The following is a 20,429-nucleotide window of genomic DNA, read 5'->3' as shown; positions in this document are numbered from 1 at the left end:
TTACTTGACTGCTCCTGCGGTGATGCCCCTGGTGAGGGTGCGTTGGAAGATGAGGAAGAAGATCAGCGTCGGCAACAGGCCGAGCAGTGCGGACGCGCTCGTGGTGGTGACGTCCATCATGCGGTCACCCTGCAGCACGCTGATCGCGACGGGCACGGTCTGCGAGGCGTTGCTCACCAGGAAGGTGAGCGGAATCAGGAACTCGTTCCACGTCCAGATGAAGAAGAAGATGAGCAGCACGCTGAGCGTCGGCCGGGTGATGGGATAGACGACCCGCCACAGGATGGTGAACCGGCTCGCGCCGTCGATCGAGGCGGCCTCGAGGATCTCGCGCGGGAAGGTGCCGAGCACCGATGCCAGCAGGTAGGTGCCGAATGCACTCTGGATCACCACGAAGATGATGATGACGGCCCACTGGTTGTCGTACAGCCCGACCAGCTTGAACATGAAGTAGAGCGGGTAGAGCAGTACTTCCTGCGGCAGCATGTTGGCCAGCAGGATGAGGAGCACGATCCAGGTGCGGCCCTTGACCCGCCCGATGCCGAGCGCGAAGGCGTTGAGAAGCGAGATGCCGACGGCGAGCACCGCGACGGTGCCGGAGATGAAGAAGCTGTTCCAGAGCTTCTCCGGGAAGTTGACGCGCTGCCAGAACGACGTCAAGCCGTCGAGATAGAGCTCCTTTGGAACGGAGAGGGGGCCAGACGTGTTGTATTCGCTCGGCGATTTGAACGAGTTGAGCAAGATCAAGAGGAACGGCACGGCGATGAGCAGGCCGATCAGGATGGCGACGACGAGGATGAGCCAGTCGCCTGGCGTCTTCCGGGTCATGCCGCCCTTGCCCTTTTTCGGCACGGGGCGTGAAACGGTGGGCTGCGGACGTGCGGCGTCTGCCGGCTTCTCCAGTGTGGTGCTGCTGGACGACATTAGCGTTCCTCTTCCTTGCGCTCGAGCCGGGTCTGGGCGATGACGAATACCACTGCGACAGCGGCGACCACAATCGTGAGTGCCGTCGCGATGGTGGCTCCGTATCCCACCTGCTGTGACTGGAAGAACTCGCTGTATGCGTAGTAGGCAGGGACGATGGTCGACGTGCCTGGGCCACCGCCGGTCAGCGTGTAGATGGGGCCGAACACCTTGAGCGCCGCGATCGTGCAGGTGAGGGTGACGACGAAGATCTCTGGGCGGATGATGCTGACTGTGATCGCACGGAAGCGCTGGAACCAGTTCGCTCCGTCGAGCTCTGCAGCCTCGTAGAGTTCGGGGTCGACGCGTTGCAGTGCGGCCATGAAGATGACGATCGGGTAGCCGAGCTGCACCCAGATCATGATGACCATGATGCTGGGAAGCGCGGTGTCAGGGCTGCCGAGCCAGTTGTGCTGCAGCGAGCCGAGGCCGATTGCGTCGAGCACCTGGTTGAGCGCGCCGTTCTGCGGCCGGAGGATCCAGCCGATCACGATCGCGGCGATCACGCCTGGGAGGATCTGCGGCAGGTAATAGGTAGCACGGAGGAAGCTGGCGAGCTTGCCGCCGAACTTCTTGCCGATGAGGTCGAAGAGCATGGCGGCGAGCACGAGGCCGAGCAGTGTTGGCACGACGACCATGGCAACCACCATGGCGATCGAGTTGCTGAACGATGCCCAGAACGTGCTGTCGCCGAGGAGCTTCTCCCAGTTGTCGAGCCCGATCCACTCCGGGGGCTTGATGCCCCTGTACTTCGTGAAGGTGAGGTAGATGTTCCAGACCAGCGGAATCAGGATGATCAGTGTGATCAGCGTGAGGCCGGGCACGAGGTACACCCAAAAGCCCTTACTGCTGCTGCCTGGGATGAGGCTGCGGTACTGCGGCTTACGACGTACCGGTTCGTCGAGTGCGAGAGAAGTCGCCATGCGAATTCCTATCCTTGCGAGGTAACCGGGGGCCGCGTGCGGCCCCCGGCTAGTGATGCGAATTTGTGCGAGTGGAGCGAATGTCGCGAGACGTTAGCCGACGATGTCGTCGACGCCCGACTGGTACTGCTCACCAAGCTGCTTCTGGACGTCCTTGACCGACTTGGTGCCGTTCAACAGTTCCTGCAGGCCGGCGTTCAGCTCGTCGTAGAACGTTGCGGTGGGCCAGTCGGGGTAGAAGGCGATGCCATCCTTCTCGGTCAGCGCGTTGAAGTTCGCGATGAGCTCCTGGCTCTTCGGGTCGGTGATGTCAGCAGTGTCCGCCGCGACAGGGATTCCACCGTTGTTACCGATGAGCGCCTGGATCTCCGGGCGCATGGTGATGTCGATGAACTGGTACGCGAGTTCCTTGTTCGAGGCGTTCTCCGGCACGGCCCACATGTTGCCGGCGGAGCCTGGGGACAACTCGGTCTCTGGGAAGAGGAAGGTGCCCCAGTCGAAGCCGGTCGCCTCAGTCGTGAAGCGGTTGTACCACCAGCTGCCGGAGAAGAAGATCGGGTACTGGCCGCTGATGAAGCTGGTTCCGGCATCCTCAGCCTTCAGCCCGGTGGCGTCGGTGCTGATGTAGCCGGCATCCGTCCAGTCCTTGATGGTCTGGGTGGCGTAGCTGATCTCCGGGCCCTGCCAGTCGACGGGGTTGGAGTACAGCTGGTAGTCGTTCACCCAGTCGCGGTCGGCCTTCGTCAGTGCCAGCTGGTACCAGAGCTGACCGAGGGGGTACTCGGTTGCGGCCTGCGCGAGCGGGGTGATTCCCTTCGCCTCGAATGCGGCGAGCACGCTTTCGAATTCGGCAAGCGTGGTCGGCACCTCGAGGCCGTTCGCGGCGAACATGTCCTTGTTGTAGTACACCTCGACGTACTCGCCGTAGTTCGGGACGCCGTACCAGGAGCCATTGCCCATGACGCCGTTCTCGTCGTACTTGGCGGTGGTCTGCAGCGACGGGGCGAGCTTGTCTGCCCAGCCGAACTCGTCGACCGCGTCATCGAGGTTGGAGAGCAGGCCCTGGCTGGCCAGCAGGCCGGCTGTGGCGTTGCCCTTGTTGTACTCGAGCACGTCAGGCGCCTCGTTCGAGTTCAACACCTGGCTTGCGGTGGAGCGGATCTGCTCGAAGCTCTTCTCTTCGAATTCGACGGTGGCGCCGGTCTCTTCTTCGAAGACCTTGATTGCCTCGTTCCAGGCGATGCCCATCGCGCTGTCTGCGCTCTCGAAGTGCCAGAGCTTCAGGGTCTTGCCGTCTTCGGCCGAGTCGCCTGACGTTGCTGAGCAACCAGAGAGAACCAGGGCACTGGCTCCCAGGAGCGCGATGCCGGCCAGAATTTTTCTGCTTTTCATGAGTAACTACTTCCTCGTAGGTGGTGCAGGGGCGAGCGGATGCTGCTGTGTTGCTGTGGTGCTGGTGGTGCTGGTGGTGCTGGTGGTGCTGGCTTTCGAAACGTTTCGATACTTGCGGTGAAAAGAATCCTTTCGATGTGCGGGGAAGGTCAGGGACGGTAGTGGGCCGTTGAACCGAGCGCGACATACGTCGGCTCGATCAGTTCAACGTGCGGGACGGTGTCGCCGTGCAGCTGCGCCATGATGAGCTGGATCGCCCTGCTGCACGACGCATCCGACGGAAGGGGAATGACGTCGAGCGGCGGATCCAGGTGGTCGGTCTCAAAGCTCGAGCACGCGGAGACGATCGACAAGTCCTGCGGCACGCGGATGCCGCGCTGGCTCAGCAGTTCGAGCACCATCGACTGCACTGGCTCGTTGCTGTTCAGCACGAGGGCCGTCATTCCCGGCAGCGCGTCCATGAGGGCGTCGACGGATGCCCGCACCCCGGCAGAGTCCTCAGCAGACGGCGTGAACGCCGCCTCGATCCCCCGACGTTTGGCGTCGGCCAGAAACGAGTCCCTGAACCGCGGCGGGAAGTTCGATCCACGCTCGTAAACGATCGGCGCCTGGCCGAGCAGCCCGATCCGGGTGTGGCCGAGGGCGGTCAGTCGCTCCAGGCTCATTTCGGCTGCGCGTTCAAAGTCGAGGTCGACGCAGGTGAGCCCCGTCGTGTCGCTGGGGATGCCGACAACCGTCGCCGGCAGGCCGAGTTCACGAATGAGGTCGGTGCGCACGTCTTCGGTGGAGACGTCGAGCAACAGGATCCCGTCAACGAGCGACGAGCGCGCCACGCGGCGCAGGCCGCTCGTCGCCTCATCCTGGGTGAGAAGCAGCACGTCGTAGTTGAATTCGCGCGCGGCCTTGACGATCGAGAGCACGAACGTCATGTGGGCGGGGGCGTAGGTGCCGGAGTGCAGCGGCGCGCTCAGCGCGAAGATGTTGGTGCGGCTGCCCTTGAGCATTTGCGCGCCGGCGTTCGGTCGGTAGTCCAGCTGCAGGACGGCAGCTTCGACTCGTCTGCGGGTGGATTCCGCAATGGATCGCTTCCCGCTCAGCGCGTAGGAAACGGTGGAGATGGACACACCAGCGACGCGAGCGACGTCGTGAATGTTGGCCATCTGAACTCCATTGTTTAAACGTTTCGAATGCGGTGTCCAGAGCCTAAGCCAGCCAGAAGTCAGAGCGCAAGACATTTGTGGTAATTCACTACAAATGTCTTTTAGCCCGATGAGCGGCATTCTTTGCTGAGAGGTAGCGCAGACGCATCGCTCGTGCTCTAATATGTTTTGAAGTCCAACAAATCATCATTGATGCTGAATCGGAGCTCGACAATGTCACTCACCCCCACCCCGGCCGATAAGTTCTCCTTCGGTCTGTGGACCGTCGGCTACAACGGAGCCGACCCCTTCGGCGGCCCCACCCGCCCCGACCTCGACGTTGTCGAAGCTGTCACCCGCCTGCACGAACTGGGCGCATACGGTCTCACCTTCCACGACGACGACCTCTTCGCCTTCGGCTCAACGGATGCCGCGCGCCAGAACCAGATCGACCGCCTCAAGCAGGCACTCGCCGACACCGGCCTCATCATTCCGATGGTGACCACCAACCTGTTCAGCGCACCGGTCTTCAAGGACGGCGGCTTCACGTCGAACGACCGCGCCGTTCGCCGCTTCGCGCTCCGCAAGGTGATGCGCAACCTCGACCTTGCCGCAGAGCTCGGTGCCAAGACGTTCGTCATGTGGGGCGGCCGCGAGGGCGCAGAGTATGACTCCGCCAAGGACATCCGCGCTGCACTCGACCGCTACCGCGAAGCCGTGAACCTGCTGGGTGACTATGTGACCGACAAGGGTTACGACATCCGCTTCGCCATTGAGCCGAAGCCGAACGAGCCCCGTGGCGACATCCTGCTGCCGACGCTCGGCCACGCCATCGCGTTCATCAATACGCTGGAGCGCCCTGAGCTCGTCGGTGTGAACCCTGAGGTCGGCCACGAGCAGATGGCCGGACTGAACTTCACCGCCGGCATCGCGCAGGCGCTTGACGCCGGCAAGCTGTACCACATCGACCTCAATGGCCAGCGTGGCATCAAGTACGACCAGGACCTCGTGTTCGGTCACGGCGACCTGCAGAATGCGTTCTCGCTCGTCGACCTGCTCGAAAACGGTGGCCCGAACGGTGGCCAGGCGTACGACGGCCCGCGTCACTTCGATTACAAGCCGTCGCGCACCGAGGACATCACCGGCGTCTGGACGTCGGCTGCGGCCAACATGCGCACCTACCTGCTGCTCAAGGAGCGCGCCGCGGCATTCCGCGCCGACCCTGAGGTGCAGGAAGCACTGGCCGCGTCACGCGTGCCTGAGCTGTCCGTCACCACGCTGAGCGAGGGCGAAAGCTACGACGACTTCCTCGCCGACCGCGCCTCGTACGAGGACTTCGACGCCAAGGCATACTTCGGTGGCAAGGGCTTCGGCTTCGTGCACCTGCAGCAGCTGGCGCTCGAGCACCTGATGGGCGCGCGCAACTAGCACGCTCCCGTCCGCGCCAGCCGACCACGCGGCGCAGCAGGGTCCATGAGTCGCCCATTTTTGCTAGTGCACGAGCACTCTGAACTAGCAGAAGTGGGCGACTCATCCGTCGTCACCCCCTTCACGTATCGCCCACACACCACCCGCACCACCACTCGCTGAGGAGCACCGCATGACCCTGGTCGCCGGAGTCGATTCATCCACCCAGAGCTGCAAGATCGTCATCACGGATGCCGACACCGGCGCCCTCGTCCGCAGCGGCAGGGCCACGCACCCCGTCGGCACAGAGGTTGATCCCGCCGCCTGGTGGGACGCCCTGCAACTCGCCATCAGCGATGCCGGCGGACTCGACGACGTCTCAGCGATCTCGATCGCCGCCCAGCAACACGGCATGGTCGTACTGGATGCCGATGGCCGCGTCATCCGCCCCGCCCTGCTCTGGAACGACACCCGCAGCGCGCCCGCCGCCGCAGACCTCATCGCAGAGGTCGGGGCCGCGGAGCTCGCGCGCCGCACCGGGGTCGTTCCCGTTGCATCATTCACCATCACGAAACTGCGCTGGCTGCAGGGCGCTGAGCCGGAGAACGCCGCCAGCGTCGCCGCCGTCGCCCTCCCCCACGACTGGCTCACCTGGCGCCTTCGCGGCTTCGGCCCTGTCGACGAGAGCAGCCTTGGACCGGTCCTCACCGAGCTGACGACCGACCGCTCCGACGCGAGTGGCACCGGATACTGGTCACCACTCACCGGCGAATACGACCGCGAACTCCTCGCGCTGGCCCTCGGCCACGACGCGATCTTGCCGCGCGTACTCAGCCCAGGCGAATCCGCCGGCACGACGGGGCCTGACGTGGCGGCATCCGCTCTCGTCATCGGCGTCGGCGCAGGCGACAACGCCGGAGCGGCCCTCGGTCTGGGGGCAGGCGCGGGCGATGTCGTGGTGTCCATCGGCACGAGCGGCACCGTGTTCGCCGTCACCGACGCACCCATAGCGGATGTCACGGGCACCGTCGCCGGGTTCGCCGACGCGACGGGGCGCTCGCTTCCCCTCGTCGCCACCCTGAATGCCGCGCGCGTGCTCGATGCCATCTCGGGCCTCCTCGCCGTCGACTTCGATGAGCTCGGGCGCCTCGCGCTTGAGGCGGAGCCCGGCGCGGCCGGACTCGTGCTGCAGCCGTACTTCGAGGGCGAGCGCACGCCCAACCTGCCGGATGCCTCGGCCTCCCTCTTCGGGATGACCCTGGCTTCGACGTCCAGGCCCAATCTGGCGCGTGCCGCGATCGAAGGATTGCTCTGTGGCTTGGCCGACGGCCTCGACGCCGTGCTCGGGCTCGGTGTGCAGGCCGACCGCATCCTGCTGATCGGCGGCGCGGCGCAGAACCCGGCCGTGCAGGCCATCGCCGCGCAGGTCTTCGCCGTGCCGGTGCAGGTGCCGACGCCCGGCGAATACGTCGCCAACGGCGCGGCAGCCCAGGCCGCCTGGGCACTGACGGGAACCCGTCCGACCTGGACACTGTCGACGACAGCAGAGCCCGCACCCGACTTCCGCCCGGTGATCCGCGAGCAGTACGCCGCGCACCGCGTGCAGTAGCGGCACCAGGGCAGCACCCCTGAACCGGGGTGCTGCCCGAATAGAACTACGCTCGCGCTGCGTGCGCCACGAGTGCCCGACCGAGCGCTCTGGCCAGGGGGGACGCATCCGCTTGTGCACGGACGCGGAACGTGGTGAGCGTGACTTCGCCATCGCTCCACGCGATGGTTGCCGTGGTCGTTGCCGCGTGCCGCAGCCATCCGGAGAAGAGCGCTGAGTGCACCTGTGCGGGGCGCATGGCCGCCGGGATTCCGTTGATGACCAACTCACCGAGAAGATCCTCGTAGGCGATGCCGAGGAGCGGTCCACCGGGAAGCGTTGCGAACGCGCCGTCTCGCCGCAACCATTCCTGGCGCGGAACCCAGTCGCCGTCGCCGTCTCGCGGCCCCAGCTTGGCGATCGGCAGGTAGTCGAACGCGTCGCAGAAGGCATCCGCTTCTTCAACGAGCACCAGTACCCTGCCCCCGCGACGGGCATGCTCCTGCGCCGCGGCATCGAAGCTGCGGACGACGAGCAGGTCGGTCGCATCAGGCGCAACTGCGTCATCCGCTGCGGCGAAGCCGAGACCCGCGAGCCAGGCACGCACCGCCGGGTCGGTCGAGCACACGGATCGGTCGAGCGCCGGCACCTCGTCCATGACCACGGCGATGATCGCGGCGTCGCGAGCCTGCAGGATGCCGTCGACCCAGAGTTCTGTCGCGATCTCCAGCTCGCCAGGGTAGTTCGGCATGGTGAGCTCGGTAGTCACCGTCGCACGCTCGTCGATCCGAACCGATCGAGACTCGACAGTCGTGCCGTCGACGCTCCACCGCAGTTCACCGATCGCACCAGCGCGAGAGCCCAGTGGCCTCGGCGGCACGACAGCGGTCGACACCGCGATGGTCCCGCCCACGCGGTCGGAGTACGATTCCGGGCGAAGTACAACGGCGATGTCACCGTTGATCAACCGGAAGTCTTCGTTGAACTGCTTGGGGTTGCGCATCATGTCGAAGAGGCCGTTGGCCTCCCACTGCACATCGCTCAACTGCGTCAAAACATATCCAGAGATGGAGCCATGGCTGCGGATCGACCCGGTCTGGTAGCGATTGGCCACCATCTGCGAGTGGTGCAGCGCAGTGACGAGGGCGTCCCACGATCCGAAGACGTCCGTCAACCCGAGGTCAGCGAATCGCGCTGCGAGCCCGGTGCCTTCGGCGGCGCCGTATGCCCAATGGGCGCCGTTCGCGAACCACCATGGCTCAGACCCGTCATCCTCGAACTGGTCGAACGCGGTGGGCAGGGCCCAGTTTCCGTATTCGGAGAGGATGAGCGGCTCATCACCACTCCGGACGGCGTCGCCATAGGGGCTGTATGTCCAGGCTGGCCTGCTCGCGAAATCGGCGATCTTCTCGTCCCACGGCACCCGGCTCTCCGGGATTCCCCGATAGACGTGAAAATCATCGAGGTCGCTCTTGATGTGGAAGTTGGGCTCGCACGCCGAGTTGTCGACGACGAGCGCGTCTGGCGCCAACGCCTTGACCCTGTCGAACGTCTCCTGCAGCCAGGCACGCTGCCCGGCATCCCGCAGGTCGATGCCCCATGACTCGTTCATGACGGTCCAGATCACAATCGACGGATGATGGCCGTCCAGCTGGATGAGATCGGCCAGCAACTGCGCGCCCTCTGCAGCCCCGCGGCTCGTCATGGTGAGCCAGCTCGGCAGTTCGGCCCACACCAGCAGGCCCATCCGGTCGGCCAGGTCGTAGTAGCGCTCGTCTGGACGCTTGATGTGGCAGCGCAGCATATTGAAGCCAAGGCGCTTCGTCTCGGTGAAGAGCGCTTCGAGCGCCTCATCGGATTCGGGAATCGTGGAGCTGCCCAGGTGGTAGTCCTGGTCGAGCACCGCACGAATCTCCAGCGGCTCACCGTTCAGCAGCACCTCACCGTTGCGAGTCGAGATCGTGCGGAATCCGGTCGTGCGCTGTTGCGTGTCGACACCGCTCGCTGTGTTCACGCTCACCGCCACCGTGTACAGCTGCGGGTCGGTGGTCGTCCAGGACTGCGGCGCCGGAATGCGCACATCGAGCGACATCCGTTCAGCGCCATCGTGCAGCTCTATAAGAGAGGAGTAGGTGTCGGCGTCGTTGCCGACGCGGGTGACGACGATGCTCGCCGTGTCACCGGCAGTTGCCGCGACAGCCAGGCTCGCTGTCGCCGTGATCACACCGGTCGTGGCATCGGCCCGAACGAACACATCGTTCAGGTGCTGGGGTGTTCGTGATTCGATCCGCACCGACTGCCAGATACCGGCGCTCGTGCCGTACCAGCTCTGCTTGCCGTGGGGAACCTCGGTGAAACTGGCCTCGTCGCCCGCCCGCATCCTCGGCGGGTAGGACACAGCGACCTCAATGTGGTTGGTGCCCACCGTCAGGGCATCGCCCAGGTCGAACTCGAACGGCGTCCATCCACCGACGTGCTCGCCGATCGGCTGGCCGTTCAGTGTGACGGATGCCGCATAGTTGACTCCCCCGAAGTGCAGGTGCGCGCTTCTGTCGCGAGCCCACCCCTCAGGCACATCGAAGCTCCGGTGGTAGCGAACCGTCTGGTGCGACATGCCATGCCCCTGAACCTGTGTGGTCCATGGCCCAGGAACGACGACGGAAACGTCGGCCTGTCCGCTGCCGAGCGACAGTGCCCATTCACCGTTCAGGTCAAGGTGTGGACGACTGGATTCGATCATGTGCCTGTGCTCCTTGAGAGGGGCCCGCGACGGCGTGCCGCGGGCCCCTGGTCTAATGCGGGGTGTGGACTACTTCGCCAATGCCTGTTCGACGCGCGACTGCGCCTCTGTCAGGGCTGCGCTGATGTCCTTGTCGTTCAGCCATGTCGACTCGATCTGCTCAAGGATCGCGTCTTCGGCGCTCTGCCAGTTCTCGATGTGCGGCACGAGCTTGGCGTTGTGCAGGGCCGTCTCCACGTAGTTCTCGCGCTGCACGGCATCCGTGTATGCCTCTGACTCCAGCACCGAAACGCGCGGCGACATGTGACCAGTGGCGATCGCCCAGGTGTCGGTGTTGTTGTAGAGGTACTTCGCGAACTCAATGGCCGCGCGGTACTGCACAACATCGCCATCCTTCTGGCGCGGAATGGCCCAGGTGTGCGAGGCAGCCCACGTTGCGGGCTCTTCGTACAGGGTGGGGAAGTCAGCGACCTGGTAGGTGAACGGTGCCGTTGTCGCGTATTCGTTGACGACCCAGGTTCCGTTCATCATCATGGCCGCGTCACCGGCGAGGAACTGGGCGTTCGACCCTGCGTAGTCGACTGTCGCATCTGCGTATCCCTCGTCAACGAGAGTGTTGATGAACTCGAGGGCGTCCTTCGCCTCAGGGGTGTCGATGCTCACCGTCTTGCCGTCTTCAGAGATCAGCGCGCCGCCCTGCTGGTTGACCAGGCTGGAGAACAGGCGGAAGCCCATCGGGTCGTTCGCGAGGGCGATCGAGATGAAGTACTTTCCGGTCTTCTCCTTGACGGTCTTGGCCGCGGCGAGGAACTCGTCGGTGCTCGTGGGGAGCTGAGGCGTGCCGTCGGCGTTGATGAGTCCGGCCTGCGTGAACAGGTCGACATTCACGTGAGCGAGGATGGCGTGCAGGTCGAACGGGACCGCGTAGGTCTCGCCTTCCCACTCGACACCGCTCCGTGCTGAGTCGCTGGCATCAGCAAGCTCGATACCGAGCTCTTCAGCGTCGAAGGCGATGATGCTGTTGCGTGCTGCGTAGTCCGGCAGCGCGTGAGCGTGCAGGTTGGCGATGTCGGCGGGCGCTCCGCCGGCCAGGCTGGCGTTGAGCGCGTCATAGTACGACGCCCATTCGCTGCCACCCAGGCGCTCGACGGTGATGCCGAACTCGTTCTCAGCGTTGAACTTGTTGGTGAGGATCTGGATGGCCTCACACTCGTTTGCTGCCTTGCTCGTGTCGGTGACGCCCGTGGTCGTCTCCTCGCAGTCGCCGAACATCCTGGCCATCTGAATCGTCGTGCCGTCGAGCTGCTCTGCTGTAACGGCTTTGATGTCGGCGGTCAGGTCTTCCGAACTGGCGGAACTCGCTCCGGTGGAACAACCCGCGAGCAATAGTGACGCCACCGCAAACGACGACGTCGTCATTGCGATCCTCTTGGTGCGCATGTGTGTATCTCCTCTTGTGTGGAAAGGTGGCCGGGTGGCCGGTAGTACAGCGGTGGAGTGGCTATTTATCGCCACTGGTCAAGGCAATGCCTCGGATGAGGTGCCGTTGGAACAGCACGAAGATGATGAGTAGTGGCAGGCTGCCCATGACGCCGCGGGCCATGAGCGACCCGAGTTCGGTGGCCTGCGCGAAGTTGCCCTGCAGCGAGGCCAACCCGGTGGTGATGGTGAACATCTCACGCTGGGTCGCCGAGACGAGCGGCCAGAGGTAGTCGTTCCAGGTCTGCACGAAGGTGAAGATTCCGAGCGCGACCATCGATGGCCTGGCCAGCGGCAGCATGATCGAGATGAACGTGCGCCACGGCCCTGCACCGTCGATGCGCGCCGCCTCTTCCACCTCGTCTGGAACCTTCGAGAAGAACTGCGTCATGAGGAACACGCCAAGCGGGGCAGCGAGTCTCGGCAGGATCAGCGCCTCGTAGCTGTTGTGCAGGTCGAGGTCGGCGAACATGGTGAAGAGAGGGATGAACATCGCCTCTTTCGGGATCATCAGCCCGGCCAGCACGCTGGCGTAGATGAAGACCTTGCCTGGAAAGTCGATCTTGGCGAACGCGTAGCCGGCCATCGCGCACAGGATGACGGTGACCACCGTGGTGATCACAGACACGATGAAGCTGTTCAGGAACCAGCGCGGCGTCAGCCCAACCTGCATGACACCGATGAAATTGTCGAAGGTGACCGCGGGTGGGATCAGGCCGGTCGTCTCAGCGGCCAGCATGCTGTTCGGCGTCAACGCGAGCGACACCATCCACAGCGCGGGTATCAGCCAGACGATGCTCGCCACGATCATGAGCACGTGATAGACAGCGGATGCCGACATCCGGCGCGAGCTCGGACGCTTGGGCCGCTTCGACGTTGAGGTCCGCGCCATGGCGCGAGTGGTGTTCGGGGCCGATGAAGTGAGGAGTGCCATGTGCGGTTACCTTTCCCGGCCGAAGACCTTGAGTTGCACGATTGAGACGACGAGCATCACCGCGAAGAGGAAGAGCGAGACAGCAGAGGCGTATCCCAGCTCGAGGTCGCGGAAGCCGGCTTCGTAGATGTGCTGGATGAGCACGCGGGTCGCGCCGCCTGGCCCACCGCCGGTCATGATGTTCACCTGGCCGAACACCTGGAACGACGAGATGATCTGGGTGATGATGACGAGGACGAGCACATGCTTCAGGCCCGGAATCGTGATGTTCCAGAACTTGGTGAGCGGTCCGGCTCCGTCGAGCGCCGCAGCTTCGTAGAGCGATTCGTCGATGTCCTGCAGGCCGGCCGCAAACAGCACGAGGTTGAATCCGACGGTCCACCAGACGGTGGTGATGATGATCCCAGCCATGGCGAAGCTGGGGTCTGACAGCCAGGCGATCGGGCCGATCCCGAAGTTCGCGAGGAATGGCGCGAGGAGGCCGCGGTCAGGCGACAGGAAGTAGCTCCAGACCAGCGTGACCACCGACACCGGGAGCACGTACGGCAGGAAGAATGCCATTTGGTAGAGGCCACGCCCGCGGCGCTTTCCCTGCAGGGCGAGTGCCATCAGCAAGCCGAGGCCGGCGATGATCGGCACAGACACCACGGTGAAGACCAGCGTGTTCTTGAAGGACACCCAGAAGTTCGGGTCGTTCCACATGCCACCATCGCCGGGGTGGAAACCAAGCACGATGGCGAGCAGCAGCAGCCCGCCGACACCGATGCCCATGCCCCACGAGATCGAGCGGCGCTGAATGGGACGGATGGCCAGGGCGATGGCCGCAGCGACGATGAGCAGGCGAGGCACGAAGAGGTGCGCAGCGGTCCAGGTCATCTCGGTGCCCCAGAACATGCGCACGTAGTTGTCGAGGCCGATCCAGTTGCGGGTGTACCCCAGCAGATCCCAGTCGTGCAGGCTCATGACCACGGCCTGCACGAGGGGGTAGCCGATGAATGCGAGATAGATGATCAGGAAGGGGGCCGTGAACATCAGCCCGTGTTTCAGCCCTGTGCGGGCCTGACGAACACTGCGAGCCATCGTGAGTCCTCCGAATTGCCACGTTGCAAATTGTGTGAATGACTGATTTAGCCATAGCAATCAGACCCGTGTCAAATCTCCGCACATCCTGGCCGTGTCGTTCTGCGCGTGCTGGCGACCGCGATTCCAAAAGTGCGCAACGATGGAGCCATGGCCGCCAACATCCACGACGTCGCCCAGCTCGCCGGCGTCTCGCCGCGCACGGTGTCGAATGTCGTGAACAATTTCGTGCACGTACGCCCGGGCACTCGCACGCGCGTTCAGGCGGCAATTGAACAGCTCGGCTATCGGCCGAACATCAGCGCGCGCCGCTTGAGACAGGGCAAAACCCGGATTCTCGCGCTGGCCGTTCCAGAGCTCTCCCAGCCCTACTTCTCAGAGCTCAGCGAGCTCATCGAGCGGGCAGCGCAGTCCCAGGGATACACGGTGATGGCCGCCCAGACCGGTGGCGCGCGTGACCGGGAGATCGGTATCCTGCGCGAGTTCGGTTCGCACGTCGTCGACGGTCTGATCCTGAGCCCCATGAGCATGCAGGCCACCGATCTGCGGGAGAACAAGCCGAGCGTTCCCATGGTGCTGATCGGGGAGCAGATCTTCAGCGAGGCGTTCGTCGACATCGCGATCGACAACGTGCGAGCCGTTCAGGATGTCACCACCCACCTCATTTCCACCGGCCGCATGCGGATCGCCGCCCTTGGCGCATACTCAGAACCCGGGTACCGCAGCGCCGATCTGCGCCTGGAGGGATACCGCACTGCACTCGAGCAGGCCGGGCTCCCCTTCCACCCCGAACTCGTGCTCTATACCGACCAGTACAGCCGCAGCGCCGGACGCGCTGCCGTGCTCGCCGCAGCCGAGGCCGGTCTCGAATTCGACGCCATCGTCTGCTTCAACGACGTGCTCGCCCTCGGCGCACTGCGCGCGCTGGCCGACCTGGGCATCTCTGTCCCCGGCCGCGTCGCGGTGACGGGCATGGACGACATCGAAGACTCCGCGTTCTGCGTCCCGTCGCTGACGACGATCTCCCCCGACAAGGAAGCCATCGCGACCAACGCGGTTACCCGCCTTCTTGAGCTGATCGACGACCCAGAGGCCGCTGCCAGCGACATCATGCCGGCACACCGACTCGTGGTGCGGGAGAGTTCAGCTCCGGCCTGAGCGCGCGGAGGCGCACTGTTACAGCTGGCGTCCGCGCACGAACCCGGCCGGGTCATCGAGCAGCGCGGCGAACGGCAGCTCAGCGGCCCCGACCATCATGAGCCGCGAGCGGAGACTGGCCCGCTCGATGGTCACGGCGTGACCCCTGCTGCTCATTGAGCGCACCCGCACGGCTTCGGCCAGACGCTCTCGACCAACCGAGAGCAGCGAGCCGAGAAACCCGCCGAGCACGACCATCTCTGGGTCGAACATGTTCACGAAATTGGAGATGGCCTCCGACAGGCAGTCGATCTGGCGGCGCACTTCACGCAACACAGCGGGGTCCCGCGACACCGCGAGCGCAATGTCGAGGTCATCCTGGTCTGCACGGGTCACGCCAAGCACAGCCAGCAGCCTGGCCAGGCTCACCTCGGTCTCCAGGCACCCGATACGCCCGCAATGGCAGCGCACCCCCGTGCTGTTCACGAGGGTGTGGCCGAGCTCTCCCGCATAACCGCGCGTGCCGCGGAGCGGTGTCCCGCTGATGATGAGGCCACCGCCGATACCGCTCGCGCTGCCGTTGAGGTACACGACGTCATCGCAGTGCTGCGCGATGCCGAACAGGCTCTCCGCGATCGCGCCGAGGCTGGCGTCGTTGCCGGCGAAAACCGGATAGCCGAGAGCTTTCGACAACGGCGCAGCGAGGGCAGCGTCGCGCCAGCCAAGGTGCGGCGCGACGAGAATCCGTCCGTCCGACGAATTCACCAGGGCAGGCACGGCCACGCCAACACCGGCGATGCGATACGTCCGCTCGATCTCGCCACGCATGCCGTCGACGATGGCCTTTACCACGTTGATGGTTTCGCCGATGCTCGGCACCCCCGCAGTGTCGAAACGGATGCGCCTGATCACCTCACCCCCCAGGCCAACCAGTCCGACGGTGATGGCATCAACGTCGGGGTTGACCGCAATCGCGGCCAGCCCGGGGTTCGGGTACACCTGCGGGCTGGGACGTCCGACCCGGCCGACGACACTCTCCGGCTCGCCCTCATATGCCATGCCGAGGTCGACCAGTTCCGAAACAAGCGCGGAGATAGTCGAGCGATTGAGGCCGGTGCGCTTCGTGAGGTCGGCGCGCGAGCATCCGCTTGCATGATGCAGCATCGTCAACGCCATCGACAGGTTGTACCGACGCAACTGGTCGTTGCTGGTCCCGCCGCGAATGCCGAGAGTCGGCGGGGCGCTATTCATCCGACTCTTCACCCTTCACTGTAACGAGCCTGAGACGAGCCTGAGTCGAGCCAGCGGTTAGCGCCCGCCCCGACGCTTGTTGAAGATGTCGAACGCAACGGCCAGCAGCAGCACCAGACCCTTGATCGCCATCTGCCAGGCCGAGTCGACGGAGAGAATCGAGAGCCCCATGTTGAGCACGCCCATGACCAGGCCACCGATCACAGCTCCGACCACGGTTCCGACACCGCCCTGCACGGCCGCACCACCAATAAAGACCGCCGCAATGGCATCGAGTTCGTAGTTTCCACCGGCGGCTGCCACGGCGCCACCCGCACGGGACGTCGACACGACACCAGCGAGCGCGGCCAGCACACCCATGTTGACGAAGATGAAGAAGTTGACCCACTTCGTCTTCACGCCGCTCATTATGGCGGCGAACATGTTGCCACCCATCGCGTACACGTGACGGCCGAACACTGTTTGGTTGAGCACGAACGTGTAGAGCAGGATCAGCACGGCCAGGATGATGAGGATGATCGGTGTTCCGCTGTAGCCGGAGAGCAGCCAGGCGAACCAGATGATGGCGAGTGCTGCGATGCCGCTCTTCACCCACATCGAGGTGATCGGCTCGCGCGGCAGGTCAAGCTTGCGCAGCGTGGCCCTGTTGCGCAGCTGCTGCACGATGAGCGCCAGCGCCGTCAGTACACCAAGGGCGAGGGTGAGCACGTCGCGGCCACCGATTTCGCCGAGGAAGCCAGGGATCCAGCCGGCACCGATCGCGGTGAATTCGGCCGGGAGGCCGCTGATCGTTCCGCCGGTGAGCAGCACCAGGGTGAGCCCGCGGAAGATGAGCATGCCGGCCAGCGTGACGATGAACGCCGGTATCCCCACGAAGGCGACCCAGAATCCCTGCCACGCCCCGATGACGGCGCCGACCAGCAGGGAGATGAGCACTGCGGCCCACCATGGCAGGTCCCACGAATTCATGCTGATCGCCGCAACCGCGCCGACCAGCGCGACGACCGATCCGACGGAGAGGTCAATGTGCCCGGCGATGATCACGATGACCATGCCGATGGCGAGGATCAGCACGTAGGCGTTCTGCTGGATCAGGTTGTTGACGTTCCCCGGCAGCAGCAGCCGCCCGTTGGTGAGCACCTGGAAGAGCACGACGATGATGGCGAGAGCGGCGAGGATGCCGTACTGCCTGAAATTGATCGAGAGTCGCGGCTTCCGCACAGAGGCGGGAGGCGGAGTGGGAGTGGGCGTAGTGGTGGGGGTGCTGGTGGTACTCATCGGGGCTCAGTCCTTTCCCGCGGTCATGTAGTGCATAAGAGTTTCTTGCGACGCGTCGGCCCTGGCCACCTCGCCGGTGAGCTTTCCTTCAGAGATCGCGTAGATGCGATCCGCCAGGCCGAGGAGTTCGGGCAGCTCGGAGGAGATCACGACGACTGCCTTGCCCTGTGCGGCGAGTTCGTTGATGATGCCGTAGATCTCGTACTTCGCACCGACATCGATGCCGCGCGTCGGCTCATCGAGGATCAGGATGTCTGGGCCGGAGAAGATCCACTTTGAAAGCACGACCTTCTGCTGGTTTCCGCCTGACAGCTTGCCGGTGACGGCTGAAACGGATGGCGCCTTGATGTTCATCTTCTGGAGGTACGACTCTGCGACCTTGTATTCGCGGTTGCGGTCGATCACGCCGTATTTGGCGAGCTTGCCGAGCGCCGCGGCCGATACGTTCACGGTGATGTCACCGATCAGATTGAGGCCGTATCGCTTACGGTCCTCCGTGGCATAGGCGAAGCCGTGCTTGATGGCTTCATCCACGGTGCGCATCTGGATCTCTTCACCGTTCTTGTACACGGAGCCTGAGATATTGGTGCCGTATGAACGGCCGAACAGGCTCATCGCCAGTTCGGTGCGGCCGGCACCCATGAGTCCGGCGAAGCCGACGATCTCGCCCGCACGCACGGTGAAGGACGCCCCGTCGACGACCTTCCGGGTGGTGTCGACCGGGTGATAGACGGTCCAGTCCTCAACCCGGAGCACTTCGTCACCGATGTTCGGATCGCGCGGCGGGAACAGGTTGTTGAGGTCACGACCAACCATGGCGCGGATAATCCGTGCCTCCGTGGCATCCGGTCCGTCCATCGCGATCGTCTCGATGCTCGTGCCGTCGCGGATCACCGTGACGGTGTCTGCGATCCGCTTAATCTCTTTGAGCTTGTGGGAGATGATGATGCAGGTGATGCCCTGGCTGCGCAGGTGGTCGATCAGGCCGAGCAGGTGGGCAGAGTCCTCATCGTTGAGCGCCGCTGTCGGCTCGTCGAGGATGAGGAGCTTGACCTGCTTGGAGAGCGCCTTGGCGATTTCGACCAGTTGCTGCTTGCCGACGCCGAGCTCGAGGATCTTGGTGGCCGGGTTCTCGTCCAGGCCGACTCTGGCCAGCAGGAGTGCGGCTTCACGGTTGGTCTTGTTCCAGTCAATGACACCGCGGCGGGCGTTCTCGTTGCCGAGGAAAATGTTCTCTGCGATCGAGAGATACGGGCTGAGCGCGAGCTCCTGGTGGATGATGACGATGCCGTCATGCTCGCTGTCGTTGATGCTGCGATAGGCAACCTGCTTGCCTTCGAACTCGATGGTGCCGTCGAAGCTGCCGACAGGATACACGCCGCTCAGCACCTTCATCAGCGTCGATTTCCCCGCGCCGTTCTCGCCGCAGATCGCGTGGACCTCGCCGCGCTTCACTTCGATAGACACTCCGTCGAGTGCCTTGACGCCACTGAAGTCCTTTTCGATGTTGTTCATCCTGAGGATGGTCGAGTGTTCCATGGCCGCCTCCTGTTCTTGCTCGCTGTGGATGCACAACCCACAGACTCCGGGAGGCCGGCCCCGCCAGATGGCGGGACCGGCCGGTTCACATCGGTCGTACTGGTGTCGCGTTGAGCGACTTACAGTCCGACGTCTGATGCCTTGACGAAGCCGGAGTCGACGAGCTTGGTCTGCACGTCATCCTTCACAACGACCTCTGGGTCGAGCAGGTACGACGGAACGACCTTCTTGCCGTTGTCGTACGTCTTGGTGTCGTTGACCTCGACCTCTTCGCCGGCGTTGATTTCCTGGATCATGGTGAAGACGCGCTCACCGAGGGTGCGGGTGTCCTTCCACACGGTCATCGCCTGCTCGCCGTCGAGGATCGCCTTGACGTTGGCCTTGTCGGCGTCCTGCCCGGTGATGAGCGGGTAGTCAGCGCCCGGCGTGTAGCCGGCCGACTTCAGCGAGGCGATGATGCCGATGGCCAGGCTGTCGTTCGGGGAGAGCACAACGTTGACCTTCTGGTCGCCGGTGTAGAACGACGACAGGCGGTTGTCCATCTCGGCCTGGGCCTTGTCTGACGCCCAGCCCTGGATGCCGATGGAGGCCCAGTCATCGTCGGATGCCGGTGCCTTGCCGCTCGGGACGACCAGCTGGCCGCTCTCGACGTAGGGAAGCAGAACATCCCAGGCGCCGGAGAAGAAGAACTTGGCGTTGTTGTCGTCCGGGCTGCCGGCGAACGGCTCCAGGTTGAACGGGCCCTTGCCATCAGCCAGGCCGAGCTGCTCTTCGATGAACTGCCCCTGCAGCTGGCCGACCTTGTAGTTGTCGAACGTCGCGTAGTAGTCGACGTCTTCGGTGCCCTTGATCAGGCGGTCGTACGCGATGACGGTGGCATCCTGCTTCTTGGCCTCTGCGAGCACCGGTGCGAGCACCTCGCCGTCGATGGCTGCGACCACGAGGATCTTGGCGCCGCCGGCGACCTGGTTCTGGATCTGGCTGATCTGCTGGTCGGTCTTGTTGTCTGCGTACTGCAGGTCAACGGTGCAGCCGGCACCCTCAAGCTGCTTCTGCAGCTGCTCGCCGTCGTTGATCCAGCGCTCAAGGCTGCGGGTCGGCATGGAGATGCCGACGTTGCAGTCACCCGCGATGGCGTCGGTGGATTCTGCCCCAGCGCCTGAGCCTGAGTCGCCTGATGCGCATGCCGCGAGCGACAGGAGAACGGCTCCGGTCGCCGCAACGGCAAGGAGTTTTTTGGTCATGGACATTGTGGTTGCTTTCCTCTCTGAGAGCTGCCAGTCACGTCAGCGGCCGGAGTTGAAACCGGCGGCCTGCTGAACGGAGGGCTGTCCATAACGGTGATCGACCTGTTCTGCACAGGCGTACGCACAAATTGTCATGGTGTTACCTCCTTGTAACGGGACATCGCTGTGATGATCCCGGTCGCAATCGCGACCTTTTGTTGACGGAGAGAACTTATCCAACAATCGTGATCCGCGTCCATTGTTTTCTTGAAGATTGCTATTTTTGTGGCCGAACCGTTGCCAAAAGCCAAGGGTTGCTCAGCTTTCGCTGCCACTGGCCTCGTGCAGCCCCG

Annotated in this window: 16 protein-coding genes; 4 read left to right on the top strand and 12 right to left on the bottom strand. The window is 64.0% G+C overall.

The genetic code is table 11. From position 1 onward, the window contains the following. The 3 genes from AC25Y4_RS07495 to AC25Y4_RS07485 all read right to left on the bottom strand — a co-directional run bounded on the left by AC25Y4_RS07495 (position 1) and on the right by AC25Y4_RS07485 (position 3,278). A complete protein-coding gene (locus AC25Y4_RS07495) occupies positions 1-924 on the bottom strand; it encodes a carbohydrate ABC transporter permease (RefSeq protein WP_488119771.1) in 924 nt (307 codons plus the stop codon). Then, positions 924-1,886, bottom strand: coding sequence for a carbohydrate ABC transporter permease (locus AC25Y4_RS07490; RefSeq protein WP_488119770.1), 963 nt, complete (start codon positions 1,884-1,886; stop codon positions 924-926). The genes AC25Y4_RS07495 and AC25Y4_RS07490 overlap by 1 nt, the downstream gene beginning before the upstream one ends. Positions 1,887-1,979: 93 nt before the next feature. Further along, positions 1,980-3,278, bottom strand: coding sequence for an ABC transporter substrate-binding protein (locus AC25Y4_RS07485; RefSeq protein ID WP_488119769.1), 1,299 nt, complete (start codon positions 3,276-3,278; stop codon positions 1,980-1,982). Between AC25Y4_RS07485 and AC25Y4_RS07480 the strand changes: the two genes are divergently transcribed. Continuing rightward, on the top strand, positions 3,277-3,399 hold the full coding sequence (locus tag AC25Y4_RS07480; RefSeq protein WP_488119768.1) for a hypothetical protein: 123 nt from the start codon (positions 3,277-3,279) through the stop codon (positions 3,397-3,399). The two genes, AC25Y4_RS07485 and AC25Y4_RS07480, sit on opposite strands and share 2 nt — an antisense overlap. A 28-nt stretch (positions 3,400-3,427) precedes the next feature. Here the strand turns inward: AC25Y4_RS07480 and AC25Y4_RS07475 are convergent, their stop codons facing one another. Further along, positions 3,428-4,438 carry a LacI family DNA-binding transcriptional regulator gene (locus AC25Y4_RS07475; protein WP_488119767.1) on the bottom strand — a complete coding sequence of 337 codons (1,011 nt, stop codon included), beginning with the start codon at positions 4,436-4,438 and terminating at the stop codon, positions 3,428-3,430. Positions 4,439-4,651: 213 nt separating this feature from the next. Between AC25Y4_RS07475 and xylA the strand changes: the two genes are divergently transcribed. Then, the gene (xylA, locus tag AC25Y4_RS07470) at positions 4,652-5,845 is read left to right on the top strand and encodes a xylose isomerase (RefSeq protein ID WP_488119766.1); all 1,194 of its coding nucleotides are present in this window, start codon (positions 4,652-4,654) and stop codon (positions 5,843-5,845) included. 172 nt (positions 5,846-6,017) lie between these two features. Beyond that, positions 6,018-7,433: a xylulokinase gene (gene xylB / locus AC25Y4_RS07465; RefSeq protein WP_488119765.1), complete on the top strand. Its 1,416-nt coding sequence runs from the start codon at positions 6,018-6,020 to the stop codon at positions 7,431-7,433. A gap of 46 nt (positions 7,434-7,479) precedes the next feature. Here xylB and AC25Y4_RS07460 read toward each other — a convergent pair whose 3' ends face one another. The 4 genes from AC25Y4_RS07460 to AC25Y4_RS07445 form a co-directional block, all read right to left on the bottom strand. Next, positions 7,480-10,152, bottom strand: coding sequence for a sugar-binding domain-containing protein (locus tag AC25Y4_RS07460; RefSeq protein WP_488119764.1), 2,673 nt, complete (start codon positions 10,150-10,152; stop codon positions 7,480-7,482). A 69-nt stretch (positions 10,153-10,221) separates the two neighbouring features. Further along, complete coding sequence (locus AC25Y4_RS07455; protein ID WP_488119763.1) at positions 10,222-11,592, bottom strand: extracellular solute-binding protein; 1,371 nt, start codon at positions 11,590-11,592, stop codon at positions 10,222-10,224. A gap of 61 nt (positions 11,593-11,653) precedes the next feature. After that, positions 11,654-12,565 carry a carbohydrate ABC transporter permease gene (locus AC25Y4_RS07450; RefSeq protein WP_488119762.1) on the bottom strand — a complete coding sequence of 304 codons (912 nt, stop codon included), beginning with the start codon at positions 12,563-12,565 and terminating at the stop codon, positions 11,654-11,656. Between the two features lie 6 nt (positions 12,566-12,571). Next, a complete protein-coding gene (locus tag AC25Y4_RS07445; protein ID WP_488119761.1) occupies positions 12,572-13,645 on the bottom strand; it encodes a carbohydrate ABC transporter permease in 1,074 nt (357 codons plus the stop codon). 150 nt (positions 13,646-13,795) lie between these two features. On the opposite strand from AC25Y4_RS07445, the gene AC25Y4_RS07440 reads away from it, so the two are divergent. After that, positions 13,796-14,803 carry a LacI family DNA-binding transcriptional regulator gene (locus tag AC25Y4_RS07440; protein WP_488119760.1) on the top strand — a complete coding sequence of 336 codons (1,008 nt, stop codon included), beginning with the start codon at positions 13,796-13,798 and terminating at the stop codon, positions 14,801-14,803. Positions 14,804-14,821: 18 nt separating this feature from the next. On the opposite strand, the gene AC25Y4_RS07435 is transcribed toward AC25Y4_RS07440, so the two are convergent. The 4 genes from AC25Y4_RS07435 to chvE form a co-directional block, all read right to left on the bottom strand. Next, positions 14,822-16,033 (bottom strand): ROK family protein, encoded by a 1,212-nt coding sequence (locus AC25Y4_RS07435; protein ID WP_488119759.1) that lies wholly within the window; start codon positions 16,031-16,033, stop codon positions 14,822-14,824. A 57-nt stretch (positions 16,034-16,090) separates the two neighbouring features. Further along, positions 16,091-17,311, bottom strand: coding sequence for a multiple monosaccharide ABC transporter permease (mmsB, locus tag AC25Y4_RS07430; RefSeq protein ID WP_488119758.1), 1,221 nt, complete (start codon positions 17,309-17,311; stop codon positions 16,091-16,093). A 6-nt stretch (positions 17,312-17,317) separates the two neighbouring features. After that, positions 17,318-18,850, bottom strand: a complete 1,533-nt coding sequence (mmsA, locus tag AC25Y4_RS07425; protein WP_488119757.1) for a multiple monosaccharide ABC transporter ATP-binding protein — start codon at positions 18,848-18,850, stop codon at positions 17,318-17,320. A 119-nt stretch (positions 18,851-18,969) separates the two neighbouring features. Then, positions 18,970-20,100, bottom strand: a complete 1,131-nt coding sequence (gene chvE / locus AC25Y4_RS07420) for a multiple monosaccharide ABC transporter substrate-binding protein (protein WP_488119756.1) — start codon at positions 20,098-20,100, stop codon at positions 18,970-18,972. Between the last annotated feature and the right edge of the window lie 329 nt (positions 20,101-20,429).

It is taken from the genome of Leifsonia sp. Y878 (genome assembly GCF_057669685.1).
Note: the sequence above shows the minus strand (reverse complement) of the source record. Positions and strands in the feature narration are given on the sequence as shown.

What these genes read in the sequence shown, in the direction of transcription:
- AC25Y4_RS07495 (WP_488119771.1), bottom strand. Translation starts at nt 924, where the DNA reads ATGTCGTCCAGCAGCACCACACTGGAGAAGCCGGCAGACGCCGCACGT.
- AC25Y4_RS07490 (WP_488119770.1), bottom strand. Translation starts at nt 1,886, where the DNA reads ATGGCGACTTCTCTCGCACTCGACGAACCGGTACGTCGTAAGCCGCAG.
- AC25Y4_RS07480 (WP_488119768.1), top strand. Translation starts at nt 3,277, where the DNA reads ATGAGTAACTACTTCCTCGTAGGTGGTGCAGGGGCGAGCGGATGCTGC.
- AC25Y4_RS07485 (WP_488119769.1), bottom strand. Translation starts at nt 3,278, where the DNA reads ATGAAAAGCAGAAAAATTCTGGCCGGCATCGCGCTCCTGGGAGCCAGT.
- AC25Y4_RS07475 (WP_488119767.1), bottom strand. Translation starts at nt 4,438, where the DNA reads ATGGCCAACATTCACGACGTCGCTCGCGTCGCTGGTGTGTCCATCTCC.
- xylA (WP_488119766.1), top strand. Translation starts at nt 4,652, where the DNA reads ATGTCACTCACCCCCACCCCGGCCGATAAGTTCTCCTTCGGTCTGTGG.
- xylB (WP_488119765.1), top strand. Translation starts at nt 6,018, where the DNA reads ATGACCCTGGTCGCCGGAGTCGATTCATCCACCCAGAGCTGCAAGATC.
- AC25Y4_RS07460 (WP_488119764.1), bottom strand. Translation starts at nt 10,152, where the DNA reads ATGATCGAATCCAGTCGTCCACACCTTGACCTGAACGGTGAATGGGCA.
- AC25Y4_RS07455 (WP_488119763.1), bottom strand. Translation starts at nt 11,592, where the DNA reads ATGCGCACCAAGAGGATCGCAATGACGACGTCGTCGTTTGCGGTGGCG.
- AC25Y4_RS07450 (WP_488119762.1), bottom strand. Translation starts at nt 12,565, where the DNA reads ATGGCACTCCTCACTTCATCGGCCCCGAACACCACTCGCGCCATGGCG.
- AC25Y4_RS07445 (WP_488119761.1), bottom strand. Translation starts at nt 13,645, where the DNA reads ATGGCTCGCAGTGTTCGTCAGGCCCGCACAGGGCTGAAACACGGGCTG.
- AC25Y4_RS07440 (WP_488119760.1), top strand. Translation starts at nt 13,796, where the DNA reads ATGGCCGCCAACATCCACGACGTCGCCCAGCTCGCCGGCGTCTCGCCG.
- AC25Y4_RS07435 (WP_488119759.1), bottom strand. Translation starts at nt 16,033, where the DNA reads ATGAATAGCGCCCCGCCGACTCTCGGCATTCGCGGCGGGACCAGCAAC.
- mmsB (WP_488119758.1), bottom strand. Translation starts at nt 17,311, where the DNA reads ATGAGTACCACCAGCACCCCCACCACTACGCCCACTCCCACTCCGCCT.
- mmsA (WP_488119757.1), bottom strand. Translation starts at nt 18,850, where the DNA reads ATGGAACACTCGACCATCCTCAGGATGAACAACATCGAAAAGGACTTC.
- chvE (WP_488119756.1), bottom strand. Translation starts at nt 20,100, where the DNA reads ATGTCCATGACCAAAAAACTCCTTGCCGTTGCGGCGACCGGAGCCGTT.